Annotated in this window: 11 protein-coding genes and 3 pseudogenes; 4 read left to right on the top strand and 10 right to left on the bottom strand. The window is 63.9% G+C overall.

All coding sequences use genetic code 11. The features are described 5' to 3' along the window. Positions 1 to 147: 147 nt before the first annotated feature. Positions 148 to 387 carry a hypothetical protein gene (locus tag ACVWYI_RS17230; protein ID WP_247345835.1) on the bottom strand — a complete coding sequence of 80 codons (240 nt, stop codon included), beginning with the start codon at positions 385 to 387 and terminating at the stop codon, positions 148 to 150. Between the two features lie 380 nt (positions 388 to 767). Here ACVWYI_RS17230 and ACVWYI_RS17225 point away from each other — a divergent pair, with 380 nt between their 5' ends. From ACVWYI_RS17225 to ACVWYI_RS17215, 3 genes and pseudogenes are all read left to right on the top strand, one after another. Continuing rightward, positions 768 to 1,940 (top strand): efflux RND transporter periplasmic adaptor subunit, encoded by a 1,173-nt coding sequence (locus ACVWYI_RS17225; RefSeq protein ID WP_456662712.1) that lies wholly within the window; start codon positions 768 to 770, stop codon positions 1,938 to 1,940. Beyond that, positions 1,937 to 5,084 (top strand): annotated as a pseudogene (locus ACVWYI_RS17220) (efflux RND transporter permease subunit). Before ACVWYI_RS17225 ends, ACVWYI_RS17220 begins: the two are co-directional and overlap by 4 nt. Before the next feature lie 69 nt (positions 5,085 to 5,153). Beyond that, positions 5,154 to 5,723, top strand: coding sequence for an invasion associated locus B family protein (locus ACVWYI_RS17215; RefSeq protein WP_456662711.1), 570 nt, complete (start codon positions 5,154 to 5,156; stop codon positions 5,721 to 5,723). A 191-nt stretch (positions 5,724 to 5,914) separates the two neighbouring features. On the opposite strand, the gene ACVWYI_RS17210 is transcribed toward ACVWYI_RS17215, so the two are convergent. Continuing rightward, positions 5,915 to 8,203 (bottom strand): arylsulfatase, encoded by a 2,289-nt coding sequence (locus ACVWYI_RS17210; RefSeq protein WP_456662710.1) that lies wholly within the window; start codon positions 8,201 to 8,203, stop codon positions 5,915 to 5,917. Positions 8,204 to 8,310: 107 nt separating this feature from the next. Here ACVWYI_RS17210 and ACVWYI_RS17205 point away from each other — a divergent pair, with 107 nt between their 5' ends. Next, positions 8,311 to 8,997 (top strand): TetR/AcrR family transcriptional regulator, encoded by a 687-nt coding sequence (locus tag ACVWYI_RS17205; RefSeq protein WP_456662709.1) that lies wholly within the window; start codon positions 8,311 to 8,313, stop codon positions 8,995 to 8,997. Here ACVWYI_RS17205 and ACVWYI_RS17200 read toward each other — a convergent pair. From ACVWYI_RS17200 to ACVWYI_RS17165, 8 genes and pseudogenes are all read right to left on the bottom strand, one after another. Continuing rightward, positions 8,979 to 9,698: an ABC transporter ATP-binding protein gene (locus tag ACVWYI_RS17200; RefSeq protein ID WP_247345816.1), complete on the bottom strand. Its 720-nt coding sequence runs from the start codon at positions 9,696 to 9,698 to the stop codon at positions 8,979 to 8,981. The two genes, ACVWYI_RS17205 and ACVWYI_RS17200, sit on opposite strands and share 19 nt — an antisense overlap. Then, entirely contained in the window at positions 9,695 to 9,880 is a 186-nt protein-coding gene (locus tag ACVWYI_RS17195) for an ABC transporter ATP-binding protein C-terminal domain-containing protein (protein WP_456662708.1), read from the bottom strand. Before ACVWYI_RS17195 ends, ACVWYI_RS17200 begins: the two co-directional genes overlap by 4 nt. After that, positions 9,828 to 10,463 (bottom strand): ABC transporter ATP-binding protein, encoded by a 636-nt coding sequence (locus ACVWYI_RS17190; RefSeq protein ID WP_456662707.1) that lies wholly within the window; start codon positions 10,461 to 10,463, stop codon positions 9,828 to 9,830. The genes ACVWYI_RS17195 and ACVWYI_RS17190 overlap by 53 nt, the downstream gene beginning before the upstream one ends. After that, positions 10,453 to 10,905 (bottom strand): branched-chain amino acid ABC transporter permease, encoded by a 453-nt coding sequence (locus ACVWYI_RS17185; protein WP_456662706.1) that lies wholly within the window; start codon positions 10,903 to 10,905, stop codon positions 10,453 to 10,455. Before ACVWYI_RS17185 ends, ACVWYI_RS17190 begins: the two co-directional genes overlap by 11 nt. Positions 10,906 to 10,984: 79 nt before the next feature. Then, positions 10,985 to 11,425 (bottom strand): annotated as a pseudogene (locus ACVWYI_RS17180) (branched-chain amino acid ABC transporter permease); the annotation flags it as partial. A 13-nt stretch (positions 11,426 to 11,438) separates the two neighbouring features. After that, positions 11,439 to 12,302, bottom strand: a complete 864-nt coding sequence (locus ACVWYI_RS17175) for a branched-chain amino acid ABC transporter permease (protein ID WP_456662705.1) — start codon at positions 12,300 to 12,302, stop codon at positions 11,439 to 11,441. A 64-nt stretch (positions 12,303 to 12,366) separates the two neighbouring features. Next, positions 12,367 to 13,617 (bottom strand): ABC transporter substrate-binding protein, encoded by a 1,251-nt coding sequence (locus tag ACVWYI_RS17170; protein WP_456662704.1) that lies wholly within the window; start codon positions 13,615 to 13,617, stop codon positions 12,367 to 12,369. Between the two features lie 214 nt (positions 13,618 to 13,831). Continuing rightward, positions 13,832 to 14,195 (bottom strand): annotated as a pseudogene (locus ACVWYI_RS17165) (DUF1428 domain-containing protein). Positions 14,196 to 14,540 lie beyond the last annotated feature (345 nt).

Raw genomic sequence — 14,540 nt, 5'->3', positions numbered from 1 at the left:
TCAATGCAGTGTGATCCGTTCGATCACTTGAAATGGTCCAGTTCAAATCGATTCTAAAATCGAGCTTTGTAATCGATCTAAATCCGCGCGACATAGTGATGCAGTTGATCTGCACGCACCTTGCTCCACACGGTCGCGTGTTGCAGCTCAATCGCTGCTCGGCGGCTTCATCAGCGAGAACAATTCGTCGATGGTCTTCTGCGCCACGGCGCGCACGCGATCACTGTCGTCCATGCCGGCGATGTTGACGCCGTTGACGACGGCTTTGATCTCGTCGCGGAAGTCGGTGAGGAAGCGCAGGGGATCACGCTGCTCGTTGGCAACGCGTGCGATCAGTCCCGTGATCAGAATCTGACACGCGATCAGCTTGCCGTTCAGCTCGTCCATCCTGCGCTCCCTCCGGTGGCGGGGCCGATATGAACGATGCCGATTTTCCTGACAACCGAAACGGCCTCTGCACGGTTTAGAACCGTTCTTGTAAAGCGTCCGCCCCCGCGGCTCTGCGCGGCGCCATTCAGCGCGGCGCACACCGCTTTCGAGCATTGCACAAGGTTTGCACGCTGATCGTTCACGCCGGGAAAATGCAGCGCTGCACACCGTAGCGCCACGGAGCTGCCTAGACAGTGCAAAGCTTTCCAATTGTTTAGGATTCTCAACCGATAGTGCTGTTTACTCTGGAACGTGGCGTGTATTATACAGGCGCCTTGGAACCCAATGATTGCCCTCATAATTCGTAGCTTAGGGCACGAGAGCCGACACGAGACGATATGAAAAAGTCCCGGCCGATCCTCTGGATTCTGATCATCGCGGCCGTGGCCTCCGCGGGTTACTATGGTTGGCACAAATTCGGCTCGTCCGACGCCGCAAAAACCCAGACCGCACAGAAGGGTCTGCAGCGCCCGCCCGCCATCCTTGTGAGTGTTTCGCCGGTCCAGAAGGTCGACTTCCCGGTCTACCTGACCGGTCTGGGCACGGTTGCGGGCTTCAACACCGTACAAGTCCGGACGCGGGTGGATGGCCAGATCGACAAGATCGCCTTCACCGAAGGCCAGATCGTCAAGCAGGACGAGCTTCTCGTCTCGATCGATCCCCGTCCCTATCAAGCCACGCTCGATCAGGCCAAGGCCAAGAAGGCGCAGGACGAGGCGAATCTGGCCAACGCCAATCTCGAGCTCCAGCGCGCCATGAAGCTCGGCGAATTCGCCACCGCACAGCGGGTCGACACCCAGCGCTCAACGGTCGCCCAGCTCACTGCGCAGATCGCCGCCGACGATGCCGCAATCTCCAACGCCCAGACCCAGCTCGACTACACCCAGGTCAAGGCACCGATCACCGGCGTCGCGGGCCTGCGCCAGGTCGACGTGGGCAACATCGTCAACGCCTCGACGCAGACCGGCATCGTCACAATATCGCAGGTCGAGCCGATCTCGGTGATCTTCACGGCGCCGGAGGATCAGCTTCCCTATATCAGCGAGGGCCAGAAGGCCGGCGCGCTCAAGGTGATCGCTTTCACCACCGACGGCAAGAAGACGCTGGCCGAGGGCAAGCTCGCGGTCATCAACAACCAGGTCGACACGAGCAGCGGGACGATCCGGCTCAAGGCGGTGTTCGACAATAAGGACCACGCGCTGTGGCCCGGGCAGTCGGTGTCGACGCGCCTTCTGGTGCGCACCTTGAAAGATGCGACCGTCGTTCCCGATGACGCGGTCCAGCACTCCACCAACGGCCTCTATGCCTATACCGTCAATCAGGACAACAAGGCCGAGATGCACAAGATCAAGGTCAGCTACGGCATCGACGGGCGTTCGGTCATCGACGAAGGGCTGACGCCCGGGCAACAAGTAATTACCGGCGGCCAATTCAAGGTCCAGCCGGGAAGCCTCGTCTCCACGGCCGTGGCGAGTACGGATCCGGCCCAGAACAAGGTTCGACAGGAATGAATGCGGGAGGGATTTCGGCACCTTTCATCCGTTATCCCATCGGCACCTCGCTGCTGATGGCCGGCATTCTCTTCGTCGGTCTCGTCGCCTATCCCCTGCTGCCGGTCGCGCCACTGCCGCAGGTGGACTTCCCGACCATCCAGATCACCGCCAATCTGCCGGGCGGCAGCCCGGAGACCATGGCCTCGTCGGTGGCCCAGCCGCTCGAACGGCAATTCGCCCAGATCCCGGGCATCGCCCAGATGACCTCGACGAGCTATCTGGGCACCGCGTCGATCACGATCCAGTTCGACCTCAACCGCAGCATCGACGGCGCCGCCAATGACGTGCAGGGCGCCATCAATGCCGCGAGCGGCCAGCTGCCGAAGAATCTGCCCTCGCCGCCGACCTACCGCAAGGTCAACCCGGCCGACGCGCCGATCCTGCTGCTGTCGGCGACCTCCGAGACATTGCCGCTGACCAGCGTCAGCGACGCGGTCGATGCCCAGCTCGCCCAGCAGATCAGCCAGCTCTCGGGCGTCGCGCAGGTGTTCATCGGCGGCCAGCAGAAACCGTCCATCCGCATCCAGATCGATCCGGCGAAACTCGTCGCCAAGGGCCTGTCGATGGAGGACGTGCGCAGCCAGATCGCGATCACCACGGTCGACAGCCCCAAAGGCAATATCGACGGCCCGAAGCGCGCCTACACGATCTACGCCAACGACCAGCTGACCCAGGCCAAGGACTGGAACGACGTCATCATCGCCTATCGCAATGGCGGTCCCTTGCGAATCCGCGACATCGGCCAGGCGGTCAGCGGCGCTGAAGACGCCAAGCAGGCGGCCTGGGCCAATGGCAAGCGCGGCGTGTTCCTGGTGATATTCAAGCAGCCGGGCGCCAACGTGATCGAGACCGTCGACCGGATCAAGGCCACCCTGCCTCGCCTCGTGGCCGCGATACCGCCCGCGATCAAGATCGAGCTCATCAGCGACCGCACCACGACCATCCGCGCCGCCGTCGAGGACGTCCAGTTCACGCTGCTGCTGACCATTGCGCTGGTGGTCATGGTCATCTTCATTTTCCTGCGCAGTTTCTGGGCGACCGTCATTCCCACCATCACGGTTCCGCTGGCGCTGCTGGGCGCGTGCGCCTTGATGTGGGTGGTCGGCTATTCGCTCGACAATCTGTCGCTGATGGCGCTCACCATCGCGGTCGGCTTCGTCGTCGACGACGCCATCGTGATGCTCGAGAACATCACCCGCTACATCGAGGAAGGCGAATCGCCGATGGCGGCCGCCTTCAAGGGCTCCAAGGAAATCGGCTTCACCATCGTGTCGATCAGTATCTCGCTGGTCGCGGTGCTGATTCCGCTGCTGCTGATGGGCGGCATCATCGGGCGCCTGTTCCGCGAATTCGCCGTCGTGCTGGCGATGACGATCTTCGTCTCGATGTTCGTGTCGCTGACCCTGACGCCGATGATGGCCTCGCGCTTTCCTGCGCGCCCATGGCGAGGTGACCCACGGCAAGTTCTACCAGTGGAGCGAGCGCGGCTTCGATGCGATGCTGCGCGGCTACGAATGGGTGCTCGACCATGCCCTGGCCTGGCGCCGCACGACGCTCGCGATCTTCTTCGCAACCCTTGCTTTGTCGGTCTATTTGTTCGTCCTGATCCCGAAAGGGTTCTTCCCGCAGCAGGACGTCGGCCTGATCACCGCGACCTCGGAAGCCTCCCAGGACATCTCGTTCGCGGAGATGCAGCGCCGCCAGGTCGAGCTCGGCAAGATCGTGATGGACGATCCCGACGTCGCAACGATCGCGATGAACATCGGCGGCAGCGGCCGCGCCGGCAACAACGGCAACATGTTCATCACGTTGAAGCCGCTCGGCGTCCGCACGGCCTCGGCGCAGCAGATCATCGCGCGGCTGCGTCCCCAGCTCGAGAAGGTGTCGGGCGCCCGTCTCTACATGCAGGCGGCCCAGGACGTCCGGCTCGGCGGCCGGCCGACGCGCACGCAGTTCGAGTTCACGTTGCAGGACGCCGATCTGGCCGAGCTCAACGACTGGGCGCCGAAGATCCTCGCCAAGATGCAGACGTTGCCGCAACTGCGCGACGTCGCGACCGACCAGCAGACCAAAGGCACCACGGTTCAGCTCAAGATCAACCGCGATACCGCAGCGCGCTACGGTATCCAGCCTCAGCTGATCGACGACACGCTGTACGACGCCTTCGGCCAGCGCCAGGTCACGCAGTATTTCACCCAGCTCAACACCTACAAGGTGATCCTGGAAATCCTCCCGGAGATGCAGGGCAGCCTCGAAAGCCTGAACAAACTCTATCTGAAATCGCCGCTGACCGGGGACCAGGTGCCGCTGTCGACGTTTGCGACCTGGAGCACCGATCCGGTCCGCCCGCTCTCGATCAGTCATCAGGGCCAGTTCCCGGCGATCACGATCAGCTTCAACCTCGCCCAAGGCGTCGCGCTCGGCCAGGCCACGGAGGCCGTGCAGAAGGCGATGGCCGATCTCGGTGCGCCGCCAACGCTCAATTCGAGCTTCCAAGGCACGGCACAGGCGTTCCAGCAGTCGCTGGGCACCGTGCCGCTCCTGATCCTCGCGGCGCTGGTCGTGGTCTATCTGATCCTCGGCATCCTCTACGAGAGCTACATCCATCCGATCACGATTCTCTCGACCCTGCCCTCGGCCGGCGTCGGCGCGCTCGCGATCCTGATGGCGGCCGGTTTCGAGTTCAGCCTCATTGCTTTGATCGGCATCATTCTGCTGATCGGCATCGTGAAGAAGAACGGCATCATGATGGTGGACTTCGCCATCGCCGCGGAGCGCGACGAGCACAAGACGCCGGCGGAATCGATCCGGCAGGCAGCGCTGTTGCGCTTCCGTCCGATCATGATGACGACGATGGCTGCCCTGCTCGGCGGCGTGCCGCTGATGCTCAGTCACGGCACCGGCGCCGAGATCCGCCAGCCGCTCGGCTACGCCATGGTCGGCGGCCTGATCGTCAGCCAGGCGCTGACGCTGTTCACCACCCCGGTCGTCTATCTCTATCTCGACGAGCTCAACAACTGGTTCTCGGGTTGGGGCCGTAAGGGTGACGGCGAAGGCGACGAGACGATCGCGCACGGCACCGTTAAGGAAGCTGCCGAGTAGCAGCTTGCACCGCGCGCCTGGCGACGCTACAGCGAGCGAGACCCCGGTTCACGCCAACGCGGTTCTGCCATGTCCATGCAATCCAGACTTGCCGCCCTTGCCGCCGCGCTCCTGTTGTCGACGGGTGCCGCGTATGCCCAGCAGGGCGCCAAGAAGAACGCAGCTCCCCCTGCCCCGGCGGCACAGCCCGCACCGGCTCCGACGCAACCGCAGGCTGAGGGCTCTCCGGCGCAGCAGGCCGGCTGGGTCGTGCGCTGTACAAGCGTCAGCCGCGATGCGCCGCTCGAATGCGCGATGGAGCAGAACGCGGTGCTGACCAAGACCGGCCAGACCATCGTCCTGATCAACATCCGCATTGCGCCCGACACCCGCACACCGGTGGCGCTGCTGCAATTGCCGCTCGGCCTCAACCTTCCCGGCGCCAAGCTCCAGGTCGACGAGGGCAAGACGGTCGATCTCCCCATCCAGACCTGCGAGAACCGCGGCTGCTACGCCTCGACCCCGATCGCGCCGGACCTGCTTGCGACCTTGCGGTCGGGCAAACAGCTCAAGGTCTCCTTCCAGAACATGGCGAAGGAAACGATCGCGATCCCGATGCCGCTCGGCGATTTCGCGGCCGCTTACGACAGGATCAAGTAGCGCGCTTCTTTTTCGCCGATTGCCGCAGGAGTTTTCCTTGCGGCCCATCCTTCGAGACGCCCGCTTCCGCGGGCTCCTCAGGATGAGGTTTCAGCGCGCGGCAAATCCCAAACCCTCATGGTGAGGAGCCCGCCAAGGCGGGCGTCTCGAACCATGAAGGCCGAGCGCTCTCGCAGCCCGCAAGCCTGCCGTTACTGCCGAGCCATCTGCGCGTTGCCGACGGCGTCGCCGTCGAGCTTCTGGTCGTTGTGCATGGTCACGCTGACGCGCGAGAGCCGTCCTTCGAATTCGAACGGCGCCTCGTAATGCGACACCGGGCTGCCGCGGTCGCGGCCAATGTCGAGGCCGGACCACGAAATCAGCGTGTGGAACCCGAGCTGGGTCTGCAGCGATCCCGCCTTCTCACCGTCGACCAGGAGCGTGTAGTCGGTGATGCCGGTACGCGAGCCCTTGGCCGGCGGCTCCTTGCGCACAAGACGCTCAACGTGAACGCCGAGCCGCCGCGCGCCCGACGGCACCTTGCGCTCCGAGCGGACGATCTGGTGACTGCCGCCGATGTTGAGGTCGTGCACGAGATGGCCGTCCTTGACGTAGAGGCTATAGCCGGACGTCGCATCACCATGCGAGATCAGCACGCCGGCGGCACCCGCCTCGTCGATCTCGACATGCGCCTCGATCGTGTAGCTGCGGCTGCGCACATCAGGCGCGACATCGGTCGGCACATGACCCATGCCGGCATGGAAGACGAAATGATGGCGCGCACCATGGAAGCGCGCGGCATTCTCCGCAAAGCGCGGCCCGAAGCGGTCGTCGAGCGGCAGCACCTTGTGCTTCTCGGCTTCCTCCCACCATGCCGCGATCATCGCTGCCAGGCGCTCCGGTTCTTTCGCCGCAAGATCATCGGTCTCGGAGAAATCCTCATCGAGATGGAACAGCTCCCATTTGTCGCTATCGAACGGCGTGCCCGATGGATGGAAGGCGACCGCCTTCCAGCCGCCCTGCCAAAGGCCGCGATGGCCGAACATCTCGAAATATTGCGGCGAGCTCTTTGAAGGAGCGGACGCGTCCGCGATCGAACGCGCAAAGCTCTCGCCTTCCAGCGGCATCTGCCGGCAGCCCGCGATCTCGGCGGGCGCCTCGATGCCGATCAGCTCCAGCAGCGTCGGCGTGAGGTCGGTTGCGTGCACGAACTGGTGCCGCAGCTCTCCCTTGGCCGCGATCTGCTTCGGCCAGTTGATGACGAAGGGATCACGGATACCGCCGCCATGGGTGTTCTGCTTGTAGCGCCGCAGCGGCGTGTTGGACGCCATCGCCCAACCATGCGGAAAATTACTGTGGGTGTCGGGCCCGCCGATGTCATCAATACGGCTCAGCTTCTCCGCGATCGGCTCCGGCTTGAAGTTGAACGGACCCATCGCGTTGACGAAGCCGAGCGGTCCGCCCTCCTGGCTGGCGCCGTTGTCGGACATCACGATGATGACCGTGTTGTCGCGGATGTTGGCCGTCTCCAGGAATGAGACAAGGCGCGCAAGATGACGATCGGAATGATCGAGCATGCCGGCAAAAGCCGCCTGCAGGCGCGTGAAGACGCGACGCTCGTCGGCCGAATGATCATCCCAGGCTTTCACGCCGTCATTGCGCGCCGGCATCCGCGTTCCCTCCGGCACCAGCCCCATCGCCTTCTGACGCGACAGCCGCTGCTCGCGCTCGATGTCCCAGCCGTGTGAGAACGTCGCCTCGTAGCTCCTGATGATCTCGGCCGGGGCCTGGTGCGGCGCGTGGCAGGCCCCCAGCGCCACCCAGGTGAGCCACGGGATGTCGGGACGATCGGCGACGTGATCACCGATGAAGCGGATCGACTGGTCGATCAGGTCCTCGGTCAGATGATAGCCATCGGCATACGTCCCCGGGGGATCGATATGCGTGTTGTCGGAGACGAGTTCCGGCGCGTACTGGTCGGTCTCGGCATCGAGGAAGCCGTAGAAGCGATCAAAACCGCGGCCGAGCGGCCAGCCGTCGAACGGGCCGGTGGCGCCGCTTTCGGTCAGCGGCGTCACGTGCCATTTGCCGACCATGTAGTTGCGATAGCCGTGGGTGCGCAGCATCTCGGCGAGCGTCCCCGCCTCGCGCGCGATCTTGCCGCGGTAGCCGGGATAGCCGGAATCGAAATTGGCAAGGCATCCGACGCCGACGGAGTGATGGTTGCGCCCGGTGAGCAGTGCCGCGCGCGTGGTCGAGCACATCGCGGTGGTGTGGAAGCCGGAGTAACGCAGCCCTTCGGCGGCGAGCCTGTCGATGGTCGGCGTCTTGATCGCGGAACCGTAGCAGCCGAAATCGGAGAAGCCGACGTCGTCGAACAGCACGACCAAAATGTTCGGCGCGCCCTCGGGCGGCCTCGGCGCCTCCGGCCACCAGGGTTTTGAGTCCGCAACCGTCTTGCCGACGGTGCCGCGGAACGGCGTGTTGCTGCCTGCGCTCATCTGATCCTCCCTGTCGGCTGGCCTGGATGGCCGCCGACGGCCACGGTTGACCTGCGGCTCGTCCTCGCCTAAACTATAATCCGAATTATGGTTATGATTTAACCCAGATGCAAGCGCGGAAGCAGCCACGTTTGGAACAGCCCGAGTTTCGTGATTTCGACCTGCCCGGCGTCGTCCCGTCGCGCCAGAAGCGCAGCCGCGAGACGACGCTGGCGCTGCTGCGCGCCGGCGCGGAGATGCTGCGGAGGCGCAGCCTCGCCGAGCTTTCGATCGAAGCGCTCTGCACCGAAGTCGGTGCCACCGTCGGCGCCTTCTACAGCCGCTTCGAAAGCAAGGAAGCCTATTTCAACGCGCTGATGGCACTGGCCGCGCGCGACGGCGAGCAGCGGCTGGCCGAGATCAGGCGGCCGTCGCCCGATGCGGGCCTCGACAAGCTCTGCCAAATCATCGTCAGCGGCATCATCGTCTGGATGCGCAACCACGAGGGCGTGCTGCGCGCAGCGCTCCAGCATGACGACACCCGTCCGGACAAATGGACAGCATTCAAGGCTCTCGCGAAAGCGACCACCGAACGCGCCACCCCTCTCCTGCTGCCGGCGATGGGCAAGGGGCGTAAGGCCGCCAAGGTCCGCACCATCGCGTTCGGCTTCCAAATCGTGCTGGGCACGCTGGTGAATGCGATCCTCAACAATCCCGGGCCGCTGTCGCTCGGGACGAAGGAGATGGAGACGCGGCTCGCCGGCTGCCTGTTGCTGCTGCTTCAGGCGAAAATCAGTCAGTCCACCCCAAGATAAGCCTTCTGCACCTGCGGGTCCTGCGCGAGCGCTGCGGCCGTGCCTGACAGCACGCTCTTGCCGACCTGGAGCACGGTGGCGAAATCCGAGACTTCCAGCGCGAGCTCGATCGATTGCTCGGCGAGCAGGATGGTCAGACCCTCGCGATGCAGGCGGCCGAACGTCTCGTACATGGATTCGACGATCGCCGGCGCAAGACCGAGCGAGGGTTCATCCAGCATCAGCAGTTTCGGGTCGCTCATCAGCGCGCGACCGACCGCGAGCATCTGCCGTTCGCCGCCGGACATGGTGCCGGCGCGCTGGTTGCGGCGCTCCTTCAACCGCGGAAAGAACTCGTAGACGCGTTCGAGGAGCGTGGCCCGGAGCGACTTGTCGTGCAGCGGCGTTGCGCCGAGCAGCAAATTGTTCTCCACGCTCTGCTGCACGAACAGCCGCCAGCCCTCCGGCGACAACGCCAGCCCCTTGCGCACGATCGCAAACGCCCTCTCGCCGGCGATGTCCTCGCCGCGAAAGTGGATCAATCCGGAATGCACGGGAATGAGGCCGGCGATGGCGTTCAACGTCGTGGTCTTGCCGCCGCCATTGGAGCCGAGCAGCGCGACGACGCTGCCTTCGGGAACCTCCAGCGAGACGTCGGAGACGCCGATGAGATCGCCGTAGCGCACCTCCAGATGTTCGATCCTGAGCAACGCCCCGCTCATAGGTCCGGCCCGCCCATCAGCTCGACCGGCGTGTGGCCGGCGGCCGCCTTGGCAGCGCGCTTGCCGAGATAGGCCTCGATCACCGCCGGGTTGGACGTGACTTCGCGGGGTGACCCACGGGCGATCTCCTTACCCTGGTGGAACACCATCACGCGGCTCGCGAGCGACATGATCACTTCCATGATGTGCTCGACGATCACGAGCGTAATGCCGGGAACGGTGGATGTCGCGGACGAGGTCGATGGCGAGCCTCACTTCATGCGCGTTGAGACCGGCCATGGCTTCGTCGAGCAGCAGCACCTTTGGCTCGGTCGCGAGCGCGCGCGCGATCTCCAGCCGCTTGCGGCCGGGCGTGCCGAGCGAGCGCGCCGGTGCATCCGCAAGCCTGATCATGCCGACCCGCTCGAGCACGGCGCGCGCGTTGGTCTCGGCCTCCTTGCGATGCGCCGTGCGCAGGAAGGCGCCGATCATGACGTTCTCGAGCACCGTCATGCCTTCGAATGTCTGCGGGACCTGGAACGTGCGGGCGAGCCCAAGCCCGGCGCGCAGCTCCGGCGTGAAGTCGGTGATGTCGCGGCCCTCGAACAGGACGCGGCCGGACGTGGTCTTGAGATCGCCGGTGAGGCAGTTGAAGAACGTGGACTTGCCCGCGCCGTTGGGGCCGATCAGGCCGAGGATGTCGCCCTGCTCCAGCGTCACGGAAGCATCGTCCACCGCCTTGAAGCTACCGAACGCCTTGGTGATCCCGCGCGCCTCAAGGAGCATGGCCTGCTCCTGTATCCTTGCTGGGCTTGCTGCGCCGTGTGAACAGGCTGAGCAGGCCGCCCGGCTGGAAGCGCGCGATCACCACGATGATCGCGCCATAGAGCACGAAGGTGAGCCCCGCGCCCTTGCCGCCGAGCCAGCTGTTGGAGATCTCCTCCAGCGGCACCAGGATCGCGGCGCCCACCAGCGGTCCGAACAGCAGCCCTGCCCCGCCCAGCGCCGCCATGATCAAAATTTTCACCGAGATCAGGATGCCGAACCCGGACTCGGGATCGACGAAGCCGAACATCATGGCATAGAGCGCGCCGGCGACGCTCGTCAGCGCCGCACTCAGCATGTAGGCATAGAGCTTGGTACGGCTCGCAGGTGCGCCGAGCGAGCGCGCGGCCCGTTCGGAATCCTTGATGGCGCGCAGGTAAAACCCCATCCGGCTGTTGGTCATCCACCACGCTAATCAGAAGCGTGATCGCGAGGATGAGCAGGAAGAGATAATAGTACGGCAGCGACGACAGGAACGAGAGATCGAAGATGTTGCGCGGGACAGTTGGACCAGAGAGCCCGACGACCGCGCCTAACCAGTCGGTGTTGGTGACGATCAGCCGCATCGTCTCGGCGACCGCGATCGTCGCCATGCTGAAATAATGGCCGGACAGGCGCAGCGTCGGCACACCGATGATCGCAGCCAACCCCACCGCCAGCACCATCCCGCCGGGAATGCCGAACAGGGGCGACAGGCCAAATTTTACATAGGACCCCATCGCGGCATAGGCGCCACAGCCGAAGAACACGACGTGTCCGACCGAAACCTGGCCGGCATAACCGCCGACGATGTTCCAGGCCGACGCCGCAATCGCATAGAGCAGCACCAGTGCGCCCAAGCGCTGCTGGAACGGCGAGGACAGCAGCAGCGGATAGGCGATCGCAATCGCTGCGACGACCGAGAGCCAGATCAAGCGTCGCATCACAGCTTTCTCATCACATCTTCCCCATCAGGCCCTGTGGCCGGAACCAGAGGAAGAGCAGGAACAGGACATAGACGACCATGTCCTTGTAGATCGCCCCGATCAGATAGCCGGATAGTGACTCGATCACCCCGATCAGGAGCCCTGCGACGAGCGCGCCGGGCACGCTCCCAAAACCGCCGAGCGACACCGTGACGAAGGCGACGATGCCGAGCGTCTCGCCGACGGTCGGCACGATGTAGAAGAAGTTCGCAATCAGCGCTCCGGCAAGCCCGGTGGCGCCGGCCGCAATCGCCCAGGCGATCGCTTGCATGGTGTCGGGCCGGATGCCCATCAGCTGAGCCGCTGTTTGATCCTCCGCCACCGCTAGCATTTTCGAGCCGAGCGAGGTCCGCGTCAGCAGCAGATGTAGCCCGAGCGTCACGAGCAGCGCGACCACGCCGGCAAGCAGCCGCGAGGCCTCGATGCGCAGGCCGGCAAACGCATAAGTGCCGCCCACGATATTCGGGGGCATCGACAGGAAGTTGGCGCCGAACCACCAGAACACGGAATAGCGCAACAGCAGCGCCAGGCCGAAGGTGCCGAGGATCTGCGCCAGCATCGGCCCCTTCATGATGTCGCGGATCAGGGCGAAATAGACCACGACACCGACCGTCGCGAGCACCAGCGTCGCCAGCGGCGCGCCGAGGATCGGCCCTCCGCCCAACAGCGTGTAGACGACGTAGGCGACGTACATGCCGAGCATGACGAAATCGCCATGCGCGAAATTGACGATGTTCATCATGCCCCACACCAGCGTGAGGCCGGAGGAAAACAGGGCGTAGACGGCGCCAAGCAGAAGCCCGCCGACGATCACCTGCACGAGTACAAAGGACATGAGCCGCGTTGCTCTGATCAAATTATCATGGGAATGGCGGAGCGCGCAGCCCCGCCTTTAAATCTCACCAGCCCTTGTAAGGCAGCACAGGCGCCTTCTCGGCATTGGCCTTGGGCCACACCGCGGTGTAGTTCTCGCCGTCCTGGAGCTGGATGATGAGGCCGGAGGCGAGCACGTTCTGGCCCTTGTCGTCGAACTTCACGCCCTTGTAGCCCATCATCAATTGCTCGGGCTTCAGATCCGTCGCCTTCAGCGCGGCCTGGATCTTGGCGGGATCGGTCGAGCCGGCGCGGTCGATCGCGTCGGCCAGCACGAAGAAGCCCTGCATCTGGCGGCCGACCGTGTCGTCCATCTCCTCGCCGCTCTTCTTGTACATGTCGGCGATGATGGCGGACGGCGAGCCGGACGGACCCACCGCCCAGGACGAGCGATTGAAGACGCCCTGCGAGATCTTGCCGACCGCCTTGATGAAGGACGGATCGGAATAGCCTGCATCGTCGGCGAGCAGCACGGGCGGCTTGTAGTCGAGCGACTGCATGGTCTTGGCGAACAGGATCGCGTCCGACGTGTAGCTGATCATGATGATGACGTCGGGCTTCTTCTCCTTGAGCTGGAGCACCTGACCCTGCAAATCGGTGGCGTTGACCGGATAGGCGACGTCAATTGCGATGGCCTGCCCCTTGTCCTTGAAGGCGGCGCTGATGGTGTTGGCGACAGAGGTGCCGTATTCAGTGTTGTCGTGAACCAGTGCGATTGCATCGGTCTTGGCACCCTGCGCCTTGATGTCGGCGAGGAAATCGACATAGGCCTTGGCGAAGTCGGTGGCGATCGGCGTCGTGCGGAAGAACCATTTGAAGCCGCGCTCGGTGAGATTGGCGGCGACCGACTCGGAGTTCAGGAAGGGAATGCCGTATTTCTCGGCGATCGCGCTCGAGGTCAGCGTGACGCCGGACTGATAGGAGCCGAACAAAGCGGCCACCTTGTCCTCCGTGATCAGACGCAGCGCCTGGTTCTGGCCTGTGGCCGGGTTGCCCTGGTTGTCCGCGAACACGATCTCGATCTTGGCGCCGCCGAGGCCGGCGAGACCTGCGTTCTTCGCCAGCGGCAGATTGCCGAGCTCGGGATGGGCGTTGTTGATGATGTCCATGGCGACCTCGAGCGCCGCCTTGGCATGCGCGCCGATCGAGGCGGTGCCGCCGGACATCGGCAGGATCGCGCCGATCTTGACGACCTTGTCCTGCGCTCGCGCGCCTGAAGCGAGCACAAGGGACATCGCAGCCGCGCAAAGCAGCCCGGTGACGTGCTTCAATCTCATGAAATCAGACCTCCCAAGGGGTTTCCCCAACCAGTTTCTTTTAGAAAGCTCGGCTAAGCGCCCGCCTCCGTTTGATTATGCCTGGTGATGAGAGGATGGCATGCCGGCCCGATACCGGCAAGGTGAAACGAATTGCCACGATGCATAAGCAAGCACCGCTTATAGGGTGGGTTAGCGCCAGCGTACCCACCCTACGAGGCTGCGCAGCGCGCGCTCACCCGACCACGTCGCTCGCCCTCAGCAGCGTCGTGAAGCCGCCATAGATCATGCGCTTGCCGTCAAACGGCATGCCGTCCCAGCTTCAGCCGGGGGTCCGCCATCACCTTCTTGTTGACGGCATCGCGAGTTTCCCGGTCGCGATAGACGATCCAGGAGAACACCACGATCTCGTCCTCCTTGGCCATCACCGCGCGTGGAAACGAAGTGAGCTCGCCATAGGGCACGTCGTCGCCGATGCATTCGACATAATCCAGCGCGCCGTGCTCCATCCAGATCGCGCAGGCCGTTTTCGCCAGCGCCTTGTAGGGCTCGATCTTGTCCTTCGGCACAGCCAGCACGAAACCATCGACATAGGGCATCACGAATCTCCTTGGGTTGCATATCCAAGGACGATTCAGCGCGCGCCGATCCGACCCGTCATGGCACCGGCAAGGTGAGGCAAACTGTCGCGAGCAATTCGTGCGCTACTTCACATTTGCAGGTCGCGGCTCCGTGACATCATCCCTGACGTTTGCGCCCGTCCGACGGCTACTTCAGATTGCATTTGGATCGCGAGGGACGATTCTGGGCAAGCGCGCGACCGCTAGGTATCCTGATTCCGCTCGAGCCAATGGAACGTCGCCGCTGAATTTCCCGGCTGGCTTCCGTCGCAGCTTGTGCATACGTCCGGCAACATCTTCGGGGATGCGAACAACTCAAAGACG

Source organism: Bradyrhizobium sp. LB13.1 (genome assembly GCF_054056815.1).
This window is presented reverse-complemented; position numbering and strand designations above follow the sequence as displayed.

Coding starts and splice junctions, on each gene's coding strand:
- ACVWYI_RS17230 (WP_247345835.1), bottom strand. CDS start 387: ATGGACGAGCTGAACGGCAAGCTGATCGCGTGTCAGATTCTGATCACG.
- ACVWYI_RS17225 (WP_456662712.1), top strand. CDS start 768: ATGAAAAAGTCCCGGCCGATCCTCTGGATTCTGATCATCGCGGCCGTG.
- ACVWYI_RS17215 (WP_456662711.1), top strand. CDS start 5,154: ATGTCCATGCAATCCAGACTTGCCGCCCTTGCCGCCGCGCTCCTGTTG.
- ACVWYI_RS17210 (WP_456662710.1), bottom strand. CDS start 8,203: ATGAGCGCAGGCAGCAACACGCCGTTCCGCGGCACCGTCGGCAAGACG.
- ACVWYI_RS17205 (WP_456662709.1), top strand. CDS start 8,311: ATGCAAGCGCGGAAGCAGCCACGTTTGGAACAGCCCGAGTTTCGTGAT.
- ACVWYI_RS17200 (WP_247345816.1), bottom strand. CDS start 9,698: ATGAGCGGGGCGTTGCTCAGGATCGAACATCTGGAGGTGCGCTACGGC.
- ACVWYI_RS17195 (WP_456662708.1), bottom strand. CDS start 9,880: ATGGAAGTGATCATGTCGCTCGCGAGCCGCGTGATGGTGTTCCACCAG.
- ACVWYI_RS17190 (WP_456662707.1), bottom strand. CDS start 10,463: ATGCTCCTTGAGGCGCGCGGGATCACCAAGGCGTTCGGTAGCTTCAAG.
- ACVWYI_RS17185 (WP_456662706.1), bottom strand. CDS start 10,905: ATGACCAACAGCCGGATGGGGTTTTACCTGCGCGCCATCAAGGATTCC.
- ACVWYI_RS17175 (WP_456662705.1), bottom strand. CDS start 12,302: ATGTCCTTTGTACTCGTGCAGGTGATCGTCGGCGGGCTTCTGCTTGGC.
- ACVWYI_RS17170 (WP_456662704.1), bottom strand. CDS start 13,617: ATGAGATTGAAGCACGTCACCGGGCTGCTTTGCGCGGCTGCGATGTCC.